The 15,496-nt window shown below is 49.7% G+C and carries 18 protein-coding genes and 1 pseudogene; all 19 read right to left on the bottom strand.

Translation table 11 applies throughout. The annotated features are described in order from the left end of the window. Nucleotides 1–379 precede the first annotated feature (379 nt). Nucleotides 380–1,033, bottom strand: a complete 654-nt coding sequence (gene merB, locus VNM22_15220) for an alkylmercury lyase MerB (GenBank protein ID HWP48513.1) — start codon at nucleotides 1,031–1,033, stop codon at nucleotides 380–382. Between the two features lie 36 nt (nucleotides 1,034–1,069). Then, nucleotides 1,070–3,493 (bottom strand): glucan 1,4-alpha-glucosidase, encoded by a 2,424-nt coding sequence (locus VNM22_15215; GenBank protein ID HWP48512.1) that lies wholly within the window; start codon nucleotides 3,491–3,493, stop codon nucleotides 1,070–1,072. Nucleotides 3,494–3,602: 109 nt separating this feature from the next. Then, on the bottom strand, nucleotides 3,603–5,156 hold the full coding sequence (merA, locus tag VNM22_15210; protein ID HWP48511.1) for a mercury(II) reductase: 1,554 nt from the start codon (nucleotides 5,154–5,156) through the stop codon (nucleotides 3,603–3,605). Next, complete coding sequence (locus tag VNM22_15205; protein HWP48510.1) at nucleotides 5,134–5,943, bottom strand: hypothetical protein; 810 nt, start codon at nucleotides 5,941–5,943, stop codon at nucleotides 5,134–5,136. Before VNM22_15205 ends, merA begins: the two co-directional genes overlap by 23 nt. Before the next feature lie 88 nt (nucleotides 5,944–6,031). Beyond that, the gene (locus VNM22_15200; protein ID HWP48509.1) at nucleotides 6,032–6,517 is read right to left on the bottom strand and encodes a DUF302 domain-containing protein; all 486 of its coding nucleotides are present in this window, start codon (nucleotides 6,515–6,517) and stop codon (nucleotides 6,032–6,034) included. 181 nt (nucleotides 6,518–6,698) lie between these two features. Next, entirely contained in the window at nucleotides 6,699–7,289 is a 591-nt protein-coding gene (locus tag VNM22_15195) for a TlpA disulfide reductase family protein (GenBank protein ID HWP48508.1), read from the bottom strand. An 80-nt stretch (nucleotides 7,290–7,369) separates the two neighbouring features. Next, nucleotides 7,370–8,029 (bottom strand): thioredoxin domain-containing protein, encoded by a 660-nt coding sequence (locus tag VNM22_15190; protein ID HWP48507.1) that lies wholly within the window; start codon nucleotides 8,027–8,029, stop codon nucleotides 7,370–7,372. 77 nt (nucleotides 8,030–8,106) lie between these two features. Then, nucleotides 8,107–8,286, bottom strand: a pseudogene (locus VNM22_15185) (glutaredoxin family protein). Between the two features lie 409 nt (nucleotides 8,287–8,695). Further along, on the bottom strand, nucleotides 8,696–9,100 hold the full coding sequence (locus VNM22_15180) for a cation transporter (GenBank protein HWP48506.1): 405 nt from the start codon (nucleotides 9,098–9,100) through the stop codon (nucleotides 8,696–8,698). A 9-nt stretch (nucleotides 9,101–9,109) separates the two neighbouring features. Then, nucleotides 9,110–9,304, bottom strand: a complete 195-nt coding sequence (locus VNM22_15175; protein ID HWP48505.1) for a hypothetical protein — start codon at nucleotides 9,302–9,304, stop codon at nucleotides 9,110–9,112. Between the two features lie 16 nt (nucleotides 9,305–9,320). Beyond that, nucleotides 9,321–10,232 (bottom strand): DPP IV N-terminal domain-containing protein, encoded by a 912-nt coding sequence (locus tag VNM22_15170; GenBank protein HWP48504.1) that lies wholly within the window; start codon nucleotides 10,230–10,232, stop codon nucleotides 9,321–9,323. A gap of 16 nt (nucleotides 10,233–10,248) precedes the next feature. Then, nucleotides 10,249–11,310, bottom strand: a complete 1,062-nt coding sequence (locus tag VNM22_15165) for a permease (GenBank protein ID HWP48503.1) — start codon at nucleotides 11,308–11,310, stop codon at nucleotides 10,249–10,251. 86 nt (nucleotides 11,311–11,396) lie between these two features. Beyond that, nucleotides 11,397–11,762, bottom strand: coding sequence for a hypothetical protein (locus tag VNM22_15160; protein HWP48502.1), 366 nt, complete (start codon nucleotides 11,760–11,762; stop codon nucleotides 11,397–11,399). A gap of 21 nt (nucleotides 11,763–11,783) precedes the next feature. Next, the gene (locus tag VNM22_15155; GenBank protein ID HWP48501.1) at nucleotides 11,784–11,921 is read right to left on the bottom strand and encodes a hypothetical protein; all 138 of its coding nucleotides are present in this window, start codon (nucleotides 11,919–11,921) and stop codon (nucleotides 11,784–11,786) included. Between the two features lie 53 nt (nucleotides 11,922–11,974). Continuing rightward, nucleotides 11,975–12,808 carry a copper ion binding protein gene (locus VNM22_15150; protein ID HWP48500.1) on the bottom strand — a complete coding sequence of 278 codons (834 nt, stop codon included), beginning with the start codon at nucleotides 12,806–12,808 and terminating at the stop codon, nucleotides 11,975–11,977. 3 nt (nucleotides 12,809–12,811) lie between these two features. Next, on the bottom strand, nucleotides 12,812–13,051 hold the full coding sequence (gene merF / locus VNM22_15145) for a mercury resistance system transport protein MerF (GenBank protein ID HWP48499.1): 240 nt from the start codon (nucleotides 13,049–13,051) through the stop codon (nucleotides 12,812–12,814). Next, a complete protein-coding gene (locus VNM22_15140) occupies nucleotides 13,048–13,989 on the bottom strand; it encodes an anti-sigma factor (GenBank protein HWP48498.1) in 942 nt (313 codons plus the stop codon). Before VNM22_15140 ends, merF begins: the two co-directional genes overlap by 4 nt. Next, complete coding sequence (locus VNM22_15135) at nucleotides 13,982–14,566, bottom strand: sigma-70 family RNA polymerase sigma factor (protein HWP48497.1); 585 nt, start codon at nucleotides 14,564–14,566, stop codon at nucleotides 13,982–13,984. Before VNM22_15135 ends, VNM22_15140 begins: the two co-directional genes overlap by 8 nt. A gap of 217 nt (nucleotides 14,567–14,783) precedes the next feature. Then, on the bottom strand, nucleotides 14,784–15,215 hold the full coding sequence (locus VNM22_15130) for a MerC family mercury resistance protein (protein ID HWP48496.1): 432 nt from the start codon (nucleotides 15,213–15,215) through the stop codon (nucleotides 14,784–14,786). Nucleotides 15,216–15,496 lie beyond the last annotated feature (281 nt).

Raw genomic sequence — 15,496 nt, 5'->3', positions numbered from 1 at the left:
GTTGTTTATGTCTAGAAATCGGAGAATATCCCTGAATATTGTGAATAATTCTCAGGGTAGCAGAAGGGGATTTTCCCCTTCTGCGACGGTCTTTATTGCTTACTCTTTAGCATCATCTCTTTACCGCAGCAGCAACGCGGTGGTAAATTACCGCCCTTGCCTGACGCAGGTGCCTTCGTCACGGTAATTTCACACCCACAATTAGGATCGGGACATTGGTAAATCTCGCCTTCCTTGAGAGCCATCCAGGATCACCTCCTTACTTCTATAAAACAATTTCTTTAGAGCCGTTCATGATTCCCAGGATACTTTTAGGATAAGCCTTCCAGTATGCTGGAAGGTCAAGGGTTTTTTAAGTTCATCAGATTTATTATATTGGCTACATTACTAAAGCCTCCTTGAACTGAAACTCATTTTTCTTTCGCCCAAGGTAATAGGCCTCATCTATGGAAAGAAGGAAGGTTCCCGGGGTCTTTGAAATCCAGGTAGTACCTGCTTCCGCAGAACTGAAAAAATACACGTAGTGGCAAAAGTTGGCAATCACATTCTCGCGAATTTTGGCAGCTTCTGGTGTTATAAAAGACATAACGGCACCAGCCGGGTCGAGTTGCTTGACGTCTTTCGGGGTTACCGTAAGCCGGATCTTGGCTCCCGTCACAGGACAGGTAGACTCTACACGAGCAGTTTTCTGGATAATCTCAGGGATAAATAAACTATCCCAGGCGCACCAGGTGTACAGCGTATGACCGTTGACCTCAAAACGGTGTGACATGGGTTTTAGGGTCAGTCCCCAAAACCCTATGATACGATCTTTTTCATCATAATAGATCCCCCACCATCGACTCAGAATATCGTTTACAACGTCATTTGAGACGTGAAGCGTTTGTGGCTTTTTGTCATGGGGCACGGGTTGACCTACGGCCAAAAGCCGATATATTTGTACAAAAACCTTTTGCTCTTCTGCGCTGAGTTTTGGTAATGAATTCCTTATCAGGGCAACTATCTCCTCCAGGTCTAATTTTTTCTTTTCCATGGATTTACCTCCTTTTGGGGTCACTTAAGTGTCTGGTTATCGCGGTGTCTTGTGGTCAATGGTCACTGCATAATCTTTACCTTCCCAGTGATCTCCTTCCACCCATCGGAAGGTAAAGCGGATCGGGGCACGCTGCTCTAACGCAATTGGGATATCCACGAACTCGATACCAAGGGCCGTTGGCGTTGACCGTGTATCGTAAACGTCCTGCCACTCATTATCCGTCCAGTGCAGCCAGAAAGCTGCTGGTGCCTGAACCCGCAGCACCTGCCCCGGTACCACTTGCCGGACCTGACGGTTTGGCTTCCACACCTCAAGGTCCTTGCGCCCCCGTCCGACCAGATAGCGCTCGGCTACAATTGGGATCAGGTCGAACACCTGGCCGTCAGCAACAGACCGTAACAGTTTGATATATTCGGCGTGGGCCCACATCAGAGGCATGGCCGAGCCCGCAGGCCGCCCCAGGTACATCTTGATCTCAGGCCGGTCTGCTTCATCCCACACCTGCTCAGGAAGCAGGCCACCTCTGGAAGCGAATCCCTCCATCGCGCGGATGTATGGTCTCGCGTCGCGGCCAGCTGCAAGCTCATAGTGGCCCCGCTCCCCTGTGAGAAGCGGCCAGGCCCGTCCCTTTCCCCATCCTTCAAATGGGCCGCCATCCGGACGCTGGCCGTATCCGTCATGGTTGTAGCGATGCCAGCAGGGACCGAAGGGGGTATCTACCTTGAGCACAGCGTCCACGACTTGGAGCGAATCCTCGATAAGCGGGTCTCCTGGCTTGCGTAGGCCGTAACGGACCAATTCCAGGAAACCGGCATCGACGATGTCTTTGGCCGGAAACTCCCAGGGCTCCCCCGGTGGCCGGTTGCGAATTGCCAGCATGCCACGATTGGGATCTTCGTCCGGAGCGGGATCGTGGATATCCGTCGGATGGATGCGGATGTAATGCCTGGGAATCTCTGGCAATAGACCCCCCTGGGTCGTCACCGTCCAGCGCTCGACATGGGACTCCAGGAAGTCCGCATAATCCTGCAGGAAAACGGCGAGCTTTTCCTGCCTACGAGATCTGGCAAAGTCGGCTGCGCAGATGAGAGCCGCAATAGTCACTGCAAGGGTCGAGGGGGAGTATCCGCTGTTCTCTTCCCAGCGCTCCTGCTGGGTCATGGGACCTTGACGAATCAAGTAAGTGGCCGCGGCCCTGACCATGAGGTAAGGATCGAACTCACCCAAGGCTTCAGCCTTCCAGAGCTTCCAGGCGAGGATCACAGGGAAGGCGACCTCGTCGAGTTGGATGCCGCTCCAGTAAGGCGTTCCATCCAGCCAGAAGTTTTGTGGGAAACCCCCATCTGGACGCTGCGAGCAGGCCAGATAGATAAGGGCTCTGCGGGGGGTTATCAGGTCCCCGCAGGCCAGCAATCCTGTAACACTGTGAACCATGTCGCGGGTCCATACCAGATGATAGCCACCGAGGTCTTCATCCCCCTTGGCGTCCCCCCAAGGAATGCTCGCTGAGGCGATCAAGGCACCCGCAAAGGTTTTGTCTTCGTGGGCCAGCAGCAAGCTATGGCTGATCCGATAGATCCGTCCTCCGTCCCCGGAGTACTTATCCAGCTCCGGTATATCGCAACAGACACGGTACCACTGGGCGATGTATTTTTCTCGATGATCGGCGAAGGGTACGCTCAGTGATTGGGTGAGGGTGGTTACTGCTGCGTGGAGTCCGTCACCGAAGGCCAATCCTAGCGTAAACTCTTTGTCTTTCGCAAGGTCTATTTGCCCGATGACCGCGACATTCCCATTCTCAGCCCGTTGGAACTGCCAGTCCATCTGAAAGTTGTCGTGGAGGTCTTGCCAGCCATCACTGAAACCCACATAGCCGCAAGATGTCTTGGTGAACCCCACATTCACTCCCATTGCCAGATAGGTACGGCCTTTCCATGCTACGAGGAGGTCACAGCCGGCAGCATGAAACCTCCGGGCTGAGTTGCCCCATCCGCCCACCTCCAGATGAGGCGCCATCAATACATAAACCTGCAAGCGGTTTAACCAATCTTCTGAAGCCTCAATAGCTTCGATTCGGGCGTGTACTAACACACAAGATTGATGAGGATCAGAGAGAATCTCCTTGATGATCCGATATCGCCCTTCAGGGTCGGTGCTCACGATGCGATAGCCCAGGGTGTCTCGCTCGAGGTACTCGACTTCGCTAACCAGGTTGCGCTTTTCTTCATGAAAAAAGGTTTCGCCGTCACTGAGGAGAAATTGGAGATCCCTGATCTGCGGACGGTCTATGGTGGGATAGTAAACCTCAGTGAGGATGCCATGGGATATAGTGAACCATACCCGGCTGGACGTGGAATAGGCCGTTCCCACCCCTTCCTTTGAACTCAAGGTCCACCTGGGTGGAATCCCTGGGTAGCCAAAGGCCTGCCCATCGTTTGTCAAGATATTTTCATTCATAAGAGTCCCCCTCTTCCCAGGTCTCACAGGTAAGAGAGATCAGAAAGTACTCATTCCAGGTTCTCTGGATCTGATCCCTGACTTTTCCTAATCAAACGAGACGTTTGACCTACTCGGCACAGCAGCTCAGCTTAGAGACATCCTTTGTAAACGTCTGGGCCACCATCCGGATAGCCTCGGATAGGGTTGGATAAACATGAACCGTTTCGATGAGATCATCCGCTGTGAGCTTAAACTTAACCGCCAGGGCCGCTTCATGGATGATGTCCGCTCCCCGATGGGCTATCAAATGGACTCCTAAAACCTGTCGGGTCTTTTTATCCATGACCATTTTCACCAGCCCCCGAGTATCCCGAATGGCAGCCGCCTTGGGGACATGGGCCAGATCCAGGCAGTTAGCATCTACCTCATAGCCTTGATCTCTGGCCTGCTGAACCGTTAATCCTACGCTGGCTACCTCTGGATCGGTAAAGATCGCCCTCGGAATGGCCCAATAGTCCATCTTTTTATGAGCCTTGGGGTTCAGCATGTTCTCAGCGGCCACCACCCCTTCCCGGGCTCCCACCGGCGTGGCTAAAGGCGCTCCGGTCACATCCCCTGCCGCCCAGATATGGGAAGCCGTGGTTCTCATTTCTTCGTTCACTTTCACAAAGCCTTGCGGGTCGAGCTTAACGCCCACCTTTTCTAAGCCCAGATCCTTCGTGTTAGGTACAACACCGGTAGCTAACAACAGCTTCTCACCGACCAGATCTTGTTTCTGACCCCTGACTTCAACGGTCAGACGAACCTGCCCTTCTTGTTGGATAACCTTAACCAGATTTGCCTCAAACACCAGCTTCACCCCTTCTTCCTCCAGGACCTTCCTTAAAACCGCCGCCACTTCTTCATCAAAAGTTTTGATGAGCCGGGATCCTCGCTCGATCATCGTGACCTGCGTTCCGAACCGCTGGAACATCTGACCCAGTTCCGCTGCGATATATCCCCCTCCAATAATCAGCAAAGATTGAGGTAATTCCTTGAGCTCCATGCTCTCCCCGCTGGCCAGCAAATCGCTGGTGAGGTACCCCACTTCCGATAATCCTTCAATATCGGGAATCTGGGTTCTCCCTCCTGTGGCAATGAGGAACTTCTCTGCTTGAAGAACTTGATCCCCAACCTGAACCTGATGGGGGGAGATGAACCGGGCTGGTCCGGTAAAGATAGTTATTCGCTCATCCTCTTCGGCAATGCTGATATATTTTTTGTATCGGAGCCGCTCTACCAGCTCATCCTTCTGGGCGATGAGACGACCAAAGTCCAACCTTTTCTGCTCCAGCTCAATGCCGTCAAAGGGCTGGTTACGAGCGCTGTAATAAATCTCAGCGGCTCGAATCAGGTTTTTACTCGGGATACATCCCCGGTTGACACAGGTCCCACCCACGACCCGGCTTTCCGTCATGGCCACCCGAGCCCCTAATTCAGAGGCTTTGATGGCCGCAGCAAAAGCTGCCGAACCGGATCCCAGGATGACTAAATCGTAATGTGATGGCTTTTCTTTTTGCTTCATAAGAACCTCGACTGGTGTGGGAGTATAGAGGTGTGGGAGTAATTCCCGCACTCCCACACCTCCATACTCCCACACTGGTTTTCCAGCTGCCCTTTCAGCTTCTGGAAGTTTGACCATAGCCCGTCAGCACTTCCCCTGACCTTTCTTCCCCAAAGGGGAGCAACTTCAGAATCGTACCCTGGTCCCGGACATATCGCTGGAGGATAACTCCCATCACGATACCCATGGCAATATGAGCTAATAGGCTTACCATAAACAACCCCGGACCAAAGTTGATCCCAAAGGGTCCCACTCCCATGGAGAGCATGGCCGGGCTAATCATCATCCCGATCTCAACAAAAGCCGCTGAGTAGATTAAGGGACCGATCCAGCTTGTCTTGCCGAAAATTAGGGCGTATACAATCCCGAAGGCACATCCATTCCAGAAATGGTAGGCATACCCAATAAAATCAGATAAGGCATTGGGGCCTTCCAGCATGTTTCCCCAGATCATAACTCCGAACATCCGTGGCATGTTGCCGGGCATGTAACCCAGCTTAAATCCCGTGAGTCGTACTATATCTAAAGCAATAGCCGCTGCGAACCCAGCCCACATCCCGGCCCACATCCGGTTGAAGAGCCTTTGCTCACCGGAGACATAGGCATAGATCAGGATCCCTATAAATAGGATGAAACCTGGAACTACCAGATACCAGAAATACGTGCTCCAGGAGATGAACCCGGCCGGGCTGAAGACGGTAAGGTTTGGAGAAACTCCAACACTCGCCAGAACTATCAAAGTCAGCAGCAGTTCTTTGGTATGCCGATGTCTTTTTATAAGCCCTAGGATCACCAGAGCGCCTCCGACTATGAAGGCTACAATGGCCATAAGGATTATCGAAGTATAAAGGAATTTATCAACCATAAGACTAACCTCGCTTTCAAAGTAAAACTAAAGGGGTTAGGGGTCCGCACTCATCCCCAGCCCCTAACAACTAACCCCTGGATTTAAATTATTTTGTGGCGCTATCGGCAATGGCCTGAAGAATGCCATCCAGAGTCTTACCCAGCTCATCCAGCTTGGGATTCTTGTAAACTGCCAGAGCCACTGAAGGCTTATGGTAACTGACCACGGTTTTTCCCTCCTTATTTTCGTAGACATAGATTCTTAAGGGTATCTCCAACCCGGCAGCGGGATTGCTCTCAAAAAGGATCTTACCAAAATCGGGGCGAAACACCTCATACGTTTTGCTCCCTTTGATGTTCATCCCTACCATGGTGAGCATATTTTGATGGTCAATTTTGTTGACAGCCATCACTTTGTTAGCCGTGATCGCATCCTCCAGTTGTTTGATGGTTTTATCAAATGGAGAATTAGAAACCTTCTCGACCCGTCCATCCTGAGCCAGGATCAGGCTTGTAGGGAGCATGAATATGCCCATTAATGCAAGGGTTAATAGGGGTATGCCGAACGTATAAACTTTAAATTTTTTGAACATGGTCTCCTCCTCTAAAGTTAAGGTTTAAAATTTGGTAACTGTTCACCCTCACCCCCAGCCCCTCTCCCACGCTGTAGGAGAGGGTAAGAGGTTAGAATCTCTTCTCCTCGTTCCCCCTCTCCCGAAGCCTCGGGAGAGGGGTTAGGGGTGAGGGCCTGAATAGTTACAAAAATTGAGAGGTTTACCCCTTAGGGGCTTGGTCTAACAAGGACTTGATTAAATGATGGGCGGCCTCACCCTCCCAGTCCCTCTCTCCTGTCAGCCATCCAACCACCTTCCCCTGTGGATTGATAAAATAACTGGTGGGAAGTCCGCGAACTCCATAGGCTTTAACCGCCTCCTTTTCTGTATCGATGCCAACCGGAAAATTTAATCCACGTTCTTCCAGAAATGCTTTGACCACCTCCGGATTCCCAAAATCCAGGGATACCCCTATCAGAACGAACCCTTTATCCTTATACTGCTCATAAAGCTTGGCCATTTTAGGAAGCTCCTTGGCACAAGGGCCACACCAGGTCGCCCAAAAGTTGAGGAGAATGGCCTTGCCCCGATAATCCTTCAGGTGAAGCGCTTTTCCATCTGGAGTTTGTATGATAAAATCCGGGGCTTCTAGAGCTTCCTTAACCTCTGATCCCCCAAGGGCTTTTAAAGCCTGATTCTCAGCCTCTCCAGGTTTTACTACAAACCAGAGCATCAAAATGAAAAGAATAAAACTTCCCAGGATGACGCGGACTGCCCATGGAACGAAGGTTTGTTTTGGCCGATTTCTCATATTCTTAATCCCTCCTTAGCTGTTATTGGATTATTCAGATAGGTTGCGATGAGAGAATAACTGCGTTTCCTCTCTAACCGTCAACCTCTCTGATCTTGCTTTCTGTTTTTTAAAAGATTTTCAATCTTCTCTTTGGCTGTTTCGTAAGTAAAAAAACCAACGATATAGTCCACCGGCTGCCCATCCGCGGATTTAAAGACCAGATAAGGAATTGCCTTTAGATTTTCCTGCCGGGCCAGCCGGAGCGAGTCATCATCTGTGATCATATTGACCCACCGGAAGCGTACTTTTCCCTGGTAGGTTTTCTCCAGGCTTTCTACAAGGGGGTTTAAGACTGCGCAGGTGGGACAGGGTTCCCAAAAATAGAGCACTTGAGGCGTAGAAGCGGCGGCAACCAAAGCTGCCTGGTCCGATGACGGATGATTGGCATGGGAGTAAGGGAGATAAGAAAAAACCACAAAGGTCAGGACCGTGAGGGTTGAAAAGATCAACAAGGCCTTGTTAAACCTCGTGTTGACCATCTGGCATCCCTGGGTGGTACAGCGGGTCTTCTCTCGAAAGTATAGATAATAGGAAAAAGCCAAAGCTGTTAGACCTAGAGAGAGAAAAACCCTTTTATATTTTAACAAGCCAACGGTTAATCCGGCACTTCCCAGCCCTATAGCCAATAGGGCTATAGGGCCAAAACAACAAATCAATGCCATCAGCGTAGATAGTAGACTAAATTTTCCTGCTTTCAAAGAATGACCTCCTTTGCTTGGGTAGCCAGGTCGTCAGGTTACTGGTGACCAACCTGACGACCTAACCAACAAGCCACCTAAGCCAAAAGCTCCATCAATCGTTTGGGATTAAATCCTATGACCACCTCATCCCCGATGAGGACCGTAGGCGTTGCCATGGTTCCTCCAGCCTTCTGAACCATTTCATCCAGAGCTTCCGGATTCTCGCTAACGTTAATGTCCGTGAACGCAACCCCTTTTTGCGAAAGAAACTCTTTCGTCTGCTTACAAGCGGCTCAACCGGTGGAACTATAGACAATGACTTTTTTAGACGTCACGTGAATACCCTCCTTTTAGAGATCGACTTGGGTTCTTCATGCCTTGTCCTTCACCTGAGTGTGGACTATAGGCAAAGGACTAGGGACTAGGAACTCATGACCGATCCTCCACTTCTTTGCTAAGGATTTTCAAACCAAAAACTAATGCAAAAAGGAAATAAACCAGAGCTACAACAAAAATTAGCGTCTGGTTTGCTGCGATAAACCCACCCCAAGCTGTTCCCCCTAGTAAAACCAACGTTAAAGGGAGATGGCAGGGACAGGTAATAAAAGCCGTGACCAAAAGCAAATATCCCTTCAGGGTTCTCTTTTCCTGGGTCGATTTCATGAATCAAACCTTCGTTAAATTTTATCTTTGGCACCTTTCTTTCCCTTCAACAGAAGGCAGGATCACCTTATAGCCCAGTTTCGAGATCTCTTCAGTGATCCGTTGAAGGGTAATCTGATTTTTCATATATTCCACATAGACCTCCTTTTCCTTTGTATACACCAAAGCCTTCCTGATCCCATCCACCTTCTCCAGGGCCGGTTTGATTTTCAGCTCATCCTCAGGACCCTTGAGACCTTCGATGGCTAACGTGATCTCCACCAGATCCTTGGGAGGAAGAAACGCCATATATCCCGCCTGGTTCACTGCCGCTACCATCTGATCCGGAGTGACCTTTCTAGCCTCATACTCCACATAAGCTGAAGCCTTCTCCAGACTGACCTCAACTTTTTTTACACCTTCCAGCTTCTCCAAAGCTGCTTTCACCGCCGGAGGTCACTTTTCACAGAGCATCCAACCTACCTTGATGGTCACTTTCCGAAGGTCCTCAGCATAAACCGAACTTGGGTGTAAAGAAAACAGCGAGATCAAAAGCGTTAGAGCTATACTCAGCCAGGCTGCGTCCTGAGCCCTTCGGCTTCGCTCAGGACAGGCTGGTCGAAGGGTTGAAAAAAGGTTAAAACTTTTCATAGCACTCTATCCTTCCTTATTCAGAAACACAGTTAGGATCCCAGGAAGGACCGCCCCGGTATACAGCTCCCTGGGTCAGTGGCCTTTCTTCTCGTTTCTCAAGGTCCATCACATAAATATTGCCACCCCGCTCATAGGCAATCTGTTTCCCATCGGGAGAGAAAGCAGGTTGGATATCGGACGTATTGTTATAGGTAAGCCGGGTTTGATTATGGCCGTCGCTGTCCATGAGGTAGATCTCAAAGTTTCCATCTCGGTCCGAAGTAAAGACGATCTTTTTCCCATCGGGGGAGAAGGCGGGATCCATGTTATTTCCAGCGTTAGAAGTGAGCCGTTTGAGTCCGGTTCCGTCAATATTCATTACGTAGATCTCCATGGGGCCGTTCCGATCCGAGACAAAAGCGAGTCGCTTTCCATCGGAAGAGAAGGCCGGACAGGCATTGTTAGATGGTTCCTGGGTCAATCGTTGCAGTCCGGTTCCATCCGTATTCACCACATAGATCGCAAAATTCCCATCCCGGTTCGTCTGGAAAGCGACCTTACCTCCAGCGATGGTCGGGCAGGAGTTAGCTTTTGGGTTATGGGTCAGATTTCTCGGCTCACTTCCATCGGTGTTCGCGATATAAATCTCCTCATCCCGGTCAAAGACGATTTGCTTTCCATCCGGAGAAAACCAGGGATTACTGTCCCAGTGGCCCGAGGTCAGGTCCTTTATATCTGTTCCGTCTATTCGAATGGTAGAAATTCTAAATTCTTTCTCTCCCCTCTTGGTATGGAAGGCAATTCGGCAATCTGGGGTGGCAGCCCTCACCCCCTTCCCCCTCTCCCAGAGCTTTGGGAGAGGGGGACCAAAGGGGTGAGGGGTTGAGAAAGCACTTCCCAGGATTAAAAAGCTGGATAGAGCCATATAAAGCATAACCTTTTTCACTTTTCCTTACCTCCTTTTACATCATCTTTCCCCCCAGGGAGAAGAACATCATGATCTTATCCACGTACTCATGGAACAACGGAGCGTGGGTTACTTCAAATCCCACGATCCGGAGCAGGACCACCACGACCAAAGCACCCAGGATGGCCGAGGCAAATCCCAAAGCTTCCACGGTCAACCCCAGTTTGGGATCCAGGAGCTTCCCATAAGCCCAGAAATTTCTGAGGTCCAGGGCGCTGGCCAGAAAAAAGCCCAAAATCCCTCCGTAGGTTACGGTATAGGTTTTCCAAAGGAAAGCAGCTACGAAGAGATGTCCCACCGGGGATAAGGGGATGACCAGAGAAATAGTCGCTCCGAGAATTACGTTTAAAATTTCCGTGAAAACTCCGCCACCGCCCACTGTTGAGAAATCTATCCACCATTCGGTTCGTCCGGCGGCCGCAATAAACCCTGCCAGAATAATCCCCAAGATGACGTTCTTCCAGATCACTTTGATCTCCCTGCCTACATATCGAAAATATCCTCCCCAGCTTTGTGGAAGAGGGTTACCCACACCCCTTATGTCCCCTCTCCCAAAGCTTTGGGAGAGGGGGATGGAGGGTGAGGAGATACGTAACCGCTTCCTGGCCTCTTCCCAGGTATTCTCGGGAATCTGGCTCAAGAAAAGGGTTGTCAAGCTTATCATAGCCAACGCGGCCACGGCAGGTCCCACAAAGAACTCGCCTCCAACCAGGGCCATGAAAAAGGAGAGGGAATAAAGAATCAGGTGCTGGCTTGCGAGCCAGAACGCGAAAATCAGGGGAAAAGGGACCACCCCTTTTTCAAATAAACCCACAACAGCCGCCAGCCCCTTACGACGGTCCGTGGAATAAGAGGCACCTAACTTGACAGCCTGCAAAAGAGAGTTAAAGGTCAAGGTCCGATCCTGCAGAATCTTATCAACCGGATCCCGATGCCATCGGGTGAACAGGTAGCCGGAGAGGAGAAAAGCCGGAAGCCAAACCCAATACATCATTAAAAAGGTATGGTTAGCTGTGGCATAGATAAATATTAGAACTTCTTTAAGAAACTCTCCCATTACTCAACCTGGTCTGTTGTCCGTTGTTTTTTGTTCTTTGCCTTTAACCCCGGACAATCGACCAGGGATAACAGACAAAATTCAACCTACAGGGTAGGCGACTCAACCTTTTCAAGGATCAGGGTAAATGGAGTCCCCTCTTCTTTCATCTCCACTTTGGCTGTGATTGTTGCTTCTTTCCCGGAGCCCAAGGCTTTAAGTTGGTTGAGGACTTCGTTCTCTGCCAGCAGAAAAATTTGATTACTGCCACTGACCTTAAAGGCCGGATAGCCTTTCTCTTCGGTCAGGCTTCCCCTGGCGATAAGGGTAATCTCATCCGCTCCAAATCCGGCTGCGTCCATGGCTTTTGCCAGTTGATTGGGATCCAACGAGGCCCCTTCCTTGAAGGTAACCACGGTTAAACCGGCTTTCCAATCGGTCTCAGATTTCTTGACGCCTTCCAGGCGTCCCACGGATTTGTCAATCCCATAAGCTCAGAATACACACCTCAAAGTTCCCTTGACTTTAATAACAGCCTTTTCAATTTCGGCAACAGTTGCCTTAGGAAGGAAGGCAGCTATGAGAGTAAAGGTTAATAAAAGGCTTAATAAAATTTTTTTTAAATCTTTCATGGGAACACCCCCTTTTTGGGTATTTGCCGGCCAACGGGCCAACGCCCTACCCCCTACTGCTCAGGAACCTCCATATCGAAGTTGGCGATTTTTTTCTGTCCCCCTTGATTAATTCGGATGGCAATTCTCCATTTGCCCTCCATGGAAAACTTCCCTTTTCCTGTATACCGTCCCTCTCCGGCGGGTTCCGCTTTAAATCGCATCTCCCCCATGGTCATCCCGGGCATACTCAAATCCACTTGAACCTCTGCATCGGAGACAGGTTTCCCATCAGAGCTCTGTAAGATTACGTCAAAATGGACTTCCTGGTCTTTGATAGGTTTTGGATGGATCTGTAAGGTTACCAGGAAATCCCCTACCTGGGTCGTTAAGGGGGAAAGAGGGGGATAGCCTAGCTTGGTTAAAGACTGGGTGAGCTGTTGAACCGTTACCTTATCCTTTAGATAGTCTATAAACACCTCTTTTTTCTCGGCATCGACTAAAGCCTTTCTCACCCCTTCTATCTTCTCCAAGGCCGGCTTGATCTTAAGCTCATCTTCGGGTCCTTTGATATTCTCCACCTTCAAGGTTATCTCTGAAAAATTCTCTGCTGCCGGAGAAGCTTTAAATCCGGCCTGGTCCACTGCCTGTATCATCTGTTCGGTGGTAACTTTTCCCGGTTCCGATTCCACATAGGCTTCGGCCTTCTCCAGGCTAACCTCTACTTTCTTCACGCCATCTAACCCTTCCAGGGCTTTTTTAATCTTGGGCGGACATGCTTCGCAGACCATGCCTTGGATTTTGAGAACTGTTTTTTGAAGCGGGACGTCCGCTGCAACCATATTCTGTAAAACAAAGGATCCTATTAAAAAGAGAATCAAAGCTGAAAAAGTCGTAATCGTTTTCATCGGCTAAACCTCCTTAGGAATATCGGAACAGGCTAACTGTCTCTTTTTAATGACCGCATACGCGGCCAGAATCACAAATGCTCCCAGGGCCGGAATGAGAACATAGTCCAGGTAGCCTACTACGGTACTGAGTCCCACCAAGCCCAGTAAGATAACCAAAACCGGGGTAAAACAGCAGATAGCCGCAAGGATGGCTCCAATCATTCCTGTTTTCATGAGCCGATTACAGGTTTGTTCGGTCATAAGGAAACCTCCCGGGTCCGGAACGCGATCCAATAGCCGGTAACACCCCCGGCCATGGATCCCAATGCCGTCCCTAAGATCCAACTTACCAGCATACCCAGGGTTAAAGAGCCACATTGAAGGAAAATTCCCGGTACCATTAAGAGCACAAAGATAACCCCGGTTAATACCCCGTAGCTGACAGGGCTCCCAGAGACTTTTCTTCCTTCAAAGGAAGCTACCATCAGCAAGGGAATCCAGGCATACAATCCTCCAAACAGAAAATAGAACCCGGTTATGGAGATTTTATCCTTGATCCCCTGCAAGCCGGGTTGGGTTAGACAGAATTTTACGACACTGTGGATGGGAACCAGCCAGGAGATAACCAGGGAAATGACAATGGCAACCAATCCTACATAGGTAATACGGGCTAAGTCTACAGGTCCAAAGACTTTATCGAAGTTTACAGGTGAAACTGTCGGATCTCCCCTCCCGGCGGCCAACCAGAAAGCCAGGATATAAAGGCCGGTCCAGAGTACACTAAAGCCCAGAATAAACTCAAGGGTTAACGGTTCTGTGTAGGGGCGACCCGCCGGGTCGCCCTTACTAACCAGAAGCAACACAGAAAGGACGGCTGTCAAGGTGCCATACACAATGTGGGAAAAGCCTTTAAAGTACCTCCACCCATCGACTCTTCTGGTCCTTTTGGCATCGGTTAATTTCTGAACTTGAGCCAGGACACTGTTCCGAAGCTCCTGAGATGGGACCACATCCTCCCATTGATCCAGCAGATCCCAGGTTCTCTGAAAGGCTTTAAGCTCTGAAGTGCAGGAGACGCAGTGAGCCAGATGTCTTTCTACTTCTCCCCTCTCTTCAGCCCCCAGCTCCCCGGCGATATAAGCGGGCAGTTGTTCAACAATGGAGTTACACATGTTCGTTTCACCTTCTTCTTTAGGCATATTCGGCTAATTGCTGCCTGAGGCTCTGATAGGCTCTGAAAGCCCTTTGCTTCACAGAACTTATCGAGCATCCCAGGACTTGAGCGATTTGAGGATAACTGAGTCCCTGATACTTATGAAGGATCACCACCTCCCGCTGGCTTTCAGGAAGGGCGTCCAGGGCCTGTTTGATCTTTTCCACCAATTCCTGATCGGCCCTTGCCTGCTGAGGCGTGGCGTTAGGGGTTGGAACTTCTTCTAACATCTCCCACGTGGACTCTCCCATACGCCCCTCAACCGGTTCTCGTCCCCATTGTTTTCTATACACATTCCGGGCAACGGTATAGAGCCAGGCTGCAAAAGAAGAGGAACGTCCACTGTGAGTGGTCGGCTTATAGGACTTGCTGAATTGAAACACCCGGAGGAAGGTTTCTTGAAAAAGGTCTTTAGCCAACTCTTCATCTCCCAGGTAACGAAGGAAGTAATTGAAGATTTTTCGATCGTAGCGTTTGAATAATTCCTCAAAGGCAGCCTGATCCCCCCTCTGAACTTGAGCCATGAGCTCTTCATCGGTCATTTTATTAAACGAATACCCCATGATCCCCTATGGCTTTACCTACTTTGTAAATAGAAATCCTTAAAACATGAAAATGGTTATCATCTATGGGAAAAAATTTTAAATTTTTTAACCCGGCAACCTGACCGACTCTAAACCAGGTGAGTGATTTCGATTGGAACAGATCGGCAAAATCTCAGTGGAAGTAAAGAGCGAGGCAGATTCAACGAGAAGAACGTAACTGAGAAGTCATCAACCTCTACCTTCGTAGTAGGGAAGGGGTCCAGCCTTCTCCTTGTCTCAATCCTTTATGCAGCCATCTCCTGGGATTTATCAAGTCCCAAATAACCCCCAGGGTTAACAGAGCCAGGCCTGTAGAGAAAAAAATCCGGAAAATCCAGACATCCAGGGCTTCATGGAAAGGATAGAGAATCATACCGGAGCCAACCAGACCTAAGATGAAGGGTAAAGGATGGCGATGATGGCGATAGGAGATCAAAAGCCCGACTACCGTCATTCCCAAGGAGGTATACAGAATCGGTAACGACAAATTAGCCAAGAACCCCAGACCTAGAGCCGAAAGCCCTGACACCAGATAAAGAAACGGACCAAATCCGCAGCAACCCAGGGCAAAAGTGGTAGAAAAATAGGTCCCTAGAATTCCCATTTTTTTCAAAAGGGCCTTTGACATTTCCTGACGTTTAGACTCCCAGATATCCTTCGCTCCAAATTAAATCTCCGGTCGTCTTGCTCGCGTTTGCCATAAAAACCCCTTCACCGATCTGGTTTGGGTCCTTTATCTTCTTCTGGGCAGTTTAACGTCATACCCAGGACCCAGGTTAACAACCCTCGCGGCAACGTGCAACCGCGCGGAGCATCCATCGTTTGCGGAGCATATCCTCAACCTCCTTCCTTAAAATTAAAAAGGTTTTACGCAAGATATGGGTTTTTCATCGGTCACTTTATTAAACC

The sequence above is a fragment of the Candidatus Limnocylindrales bacterium genome (assembly GCA_035559535.1).
Taxonomy (GTDB): Bacteria; Moduliflexota; Moduliflexia; order Moduliflexales; family JAUQPW01; genus JAUQPW01.
Note: the sequence above shows the minus strand (reverse complement) of the source record. Positions and strands in the feature narration are given on the sequence as shown.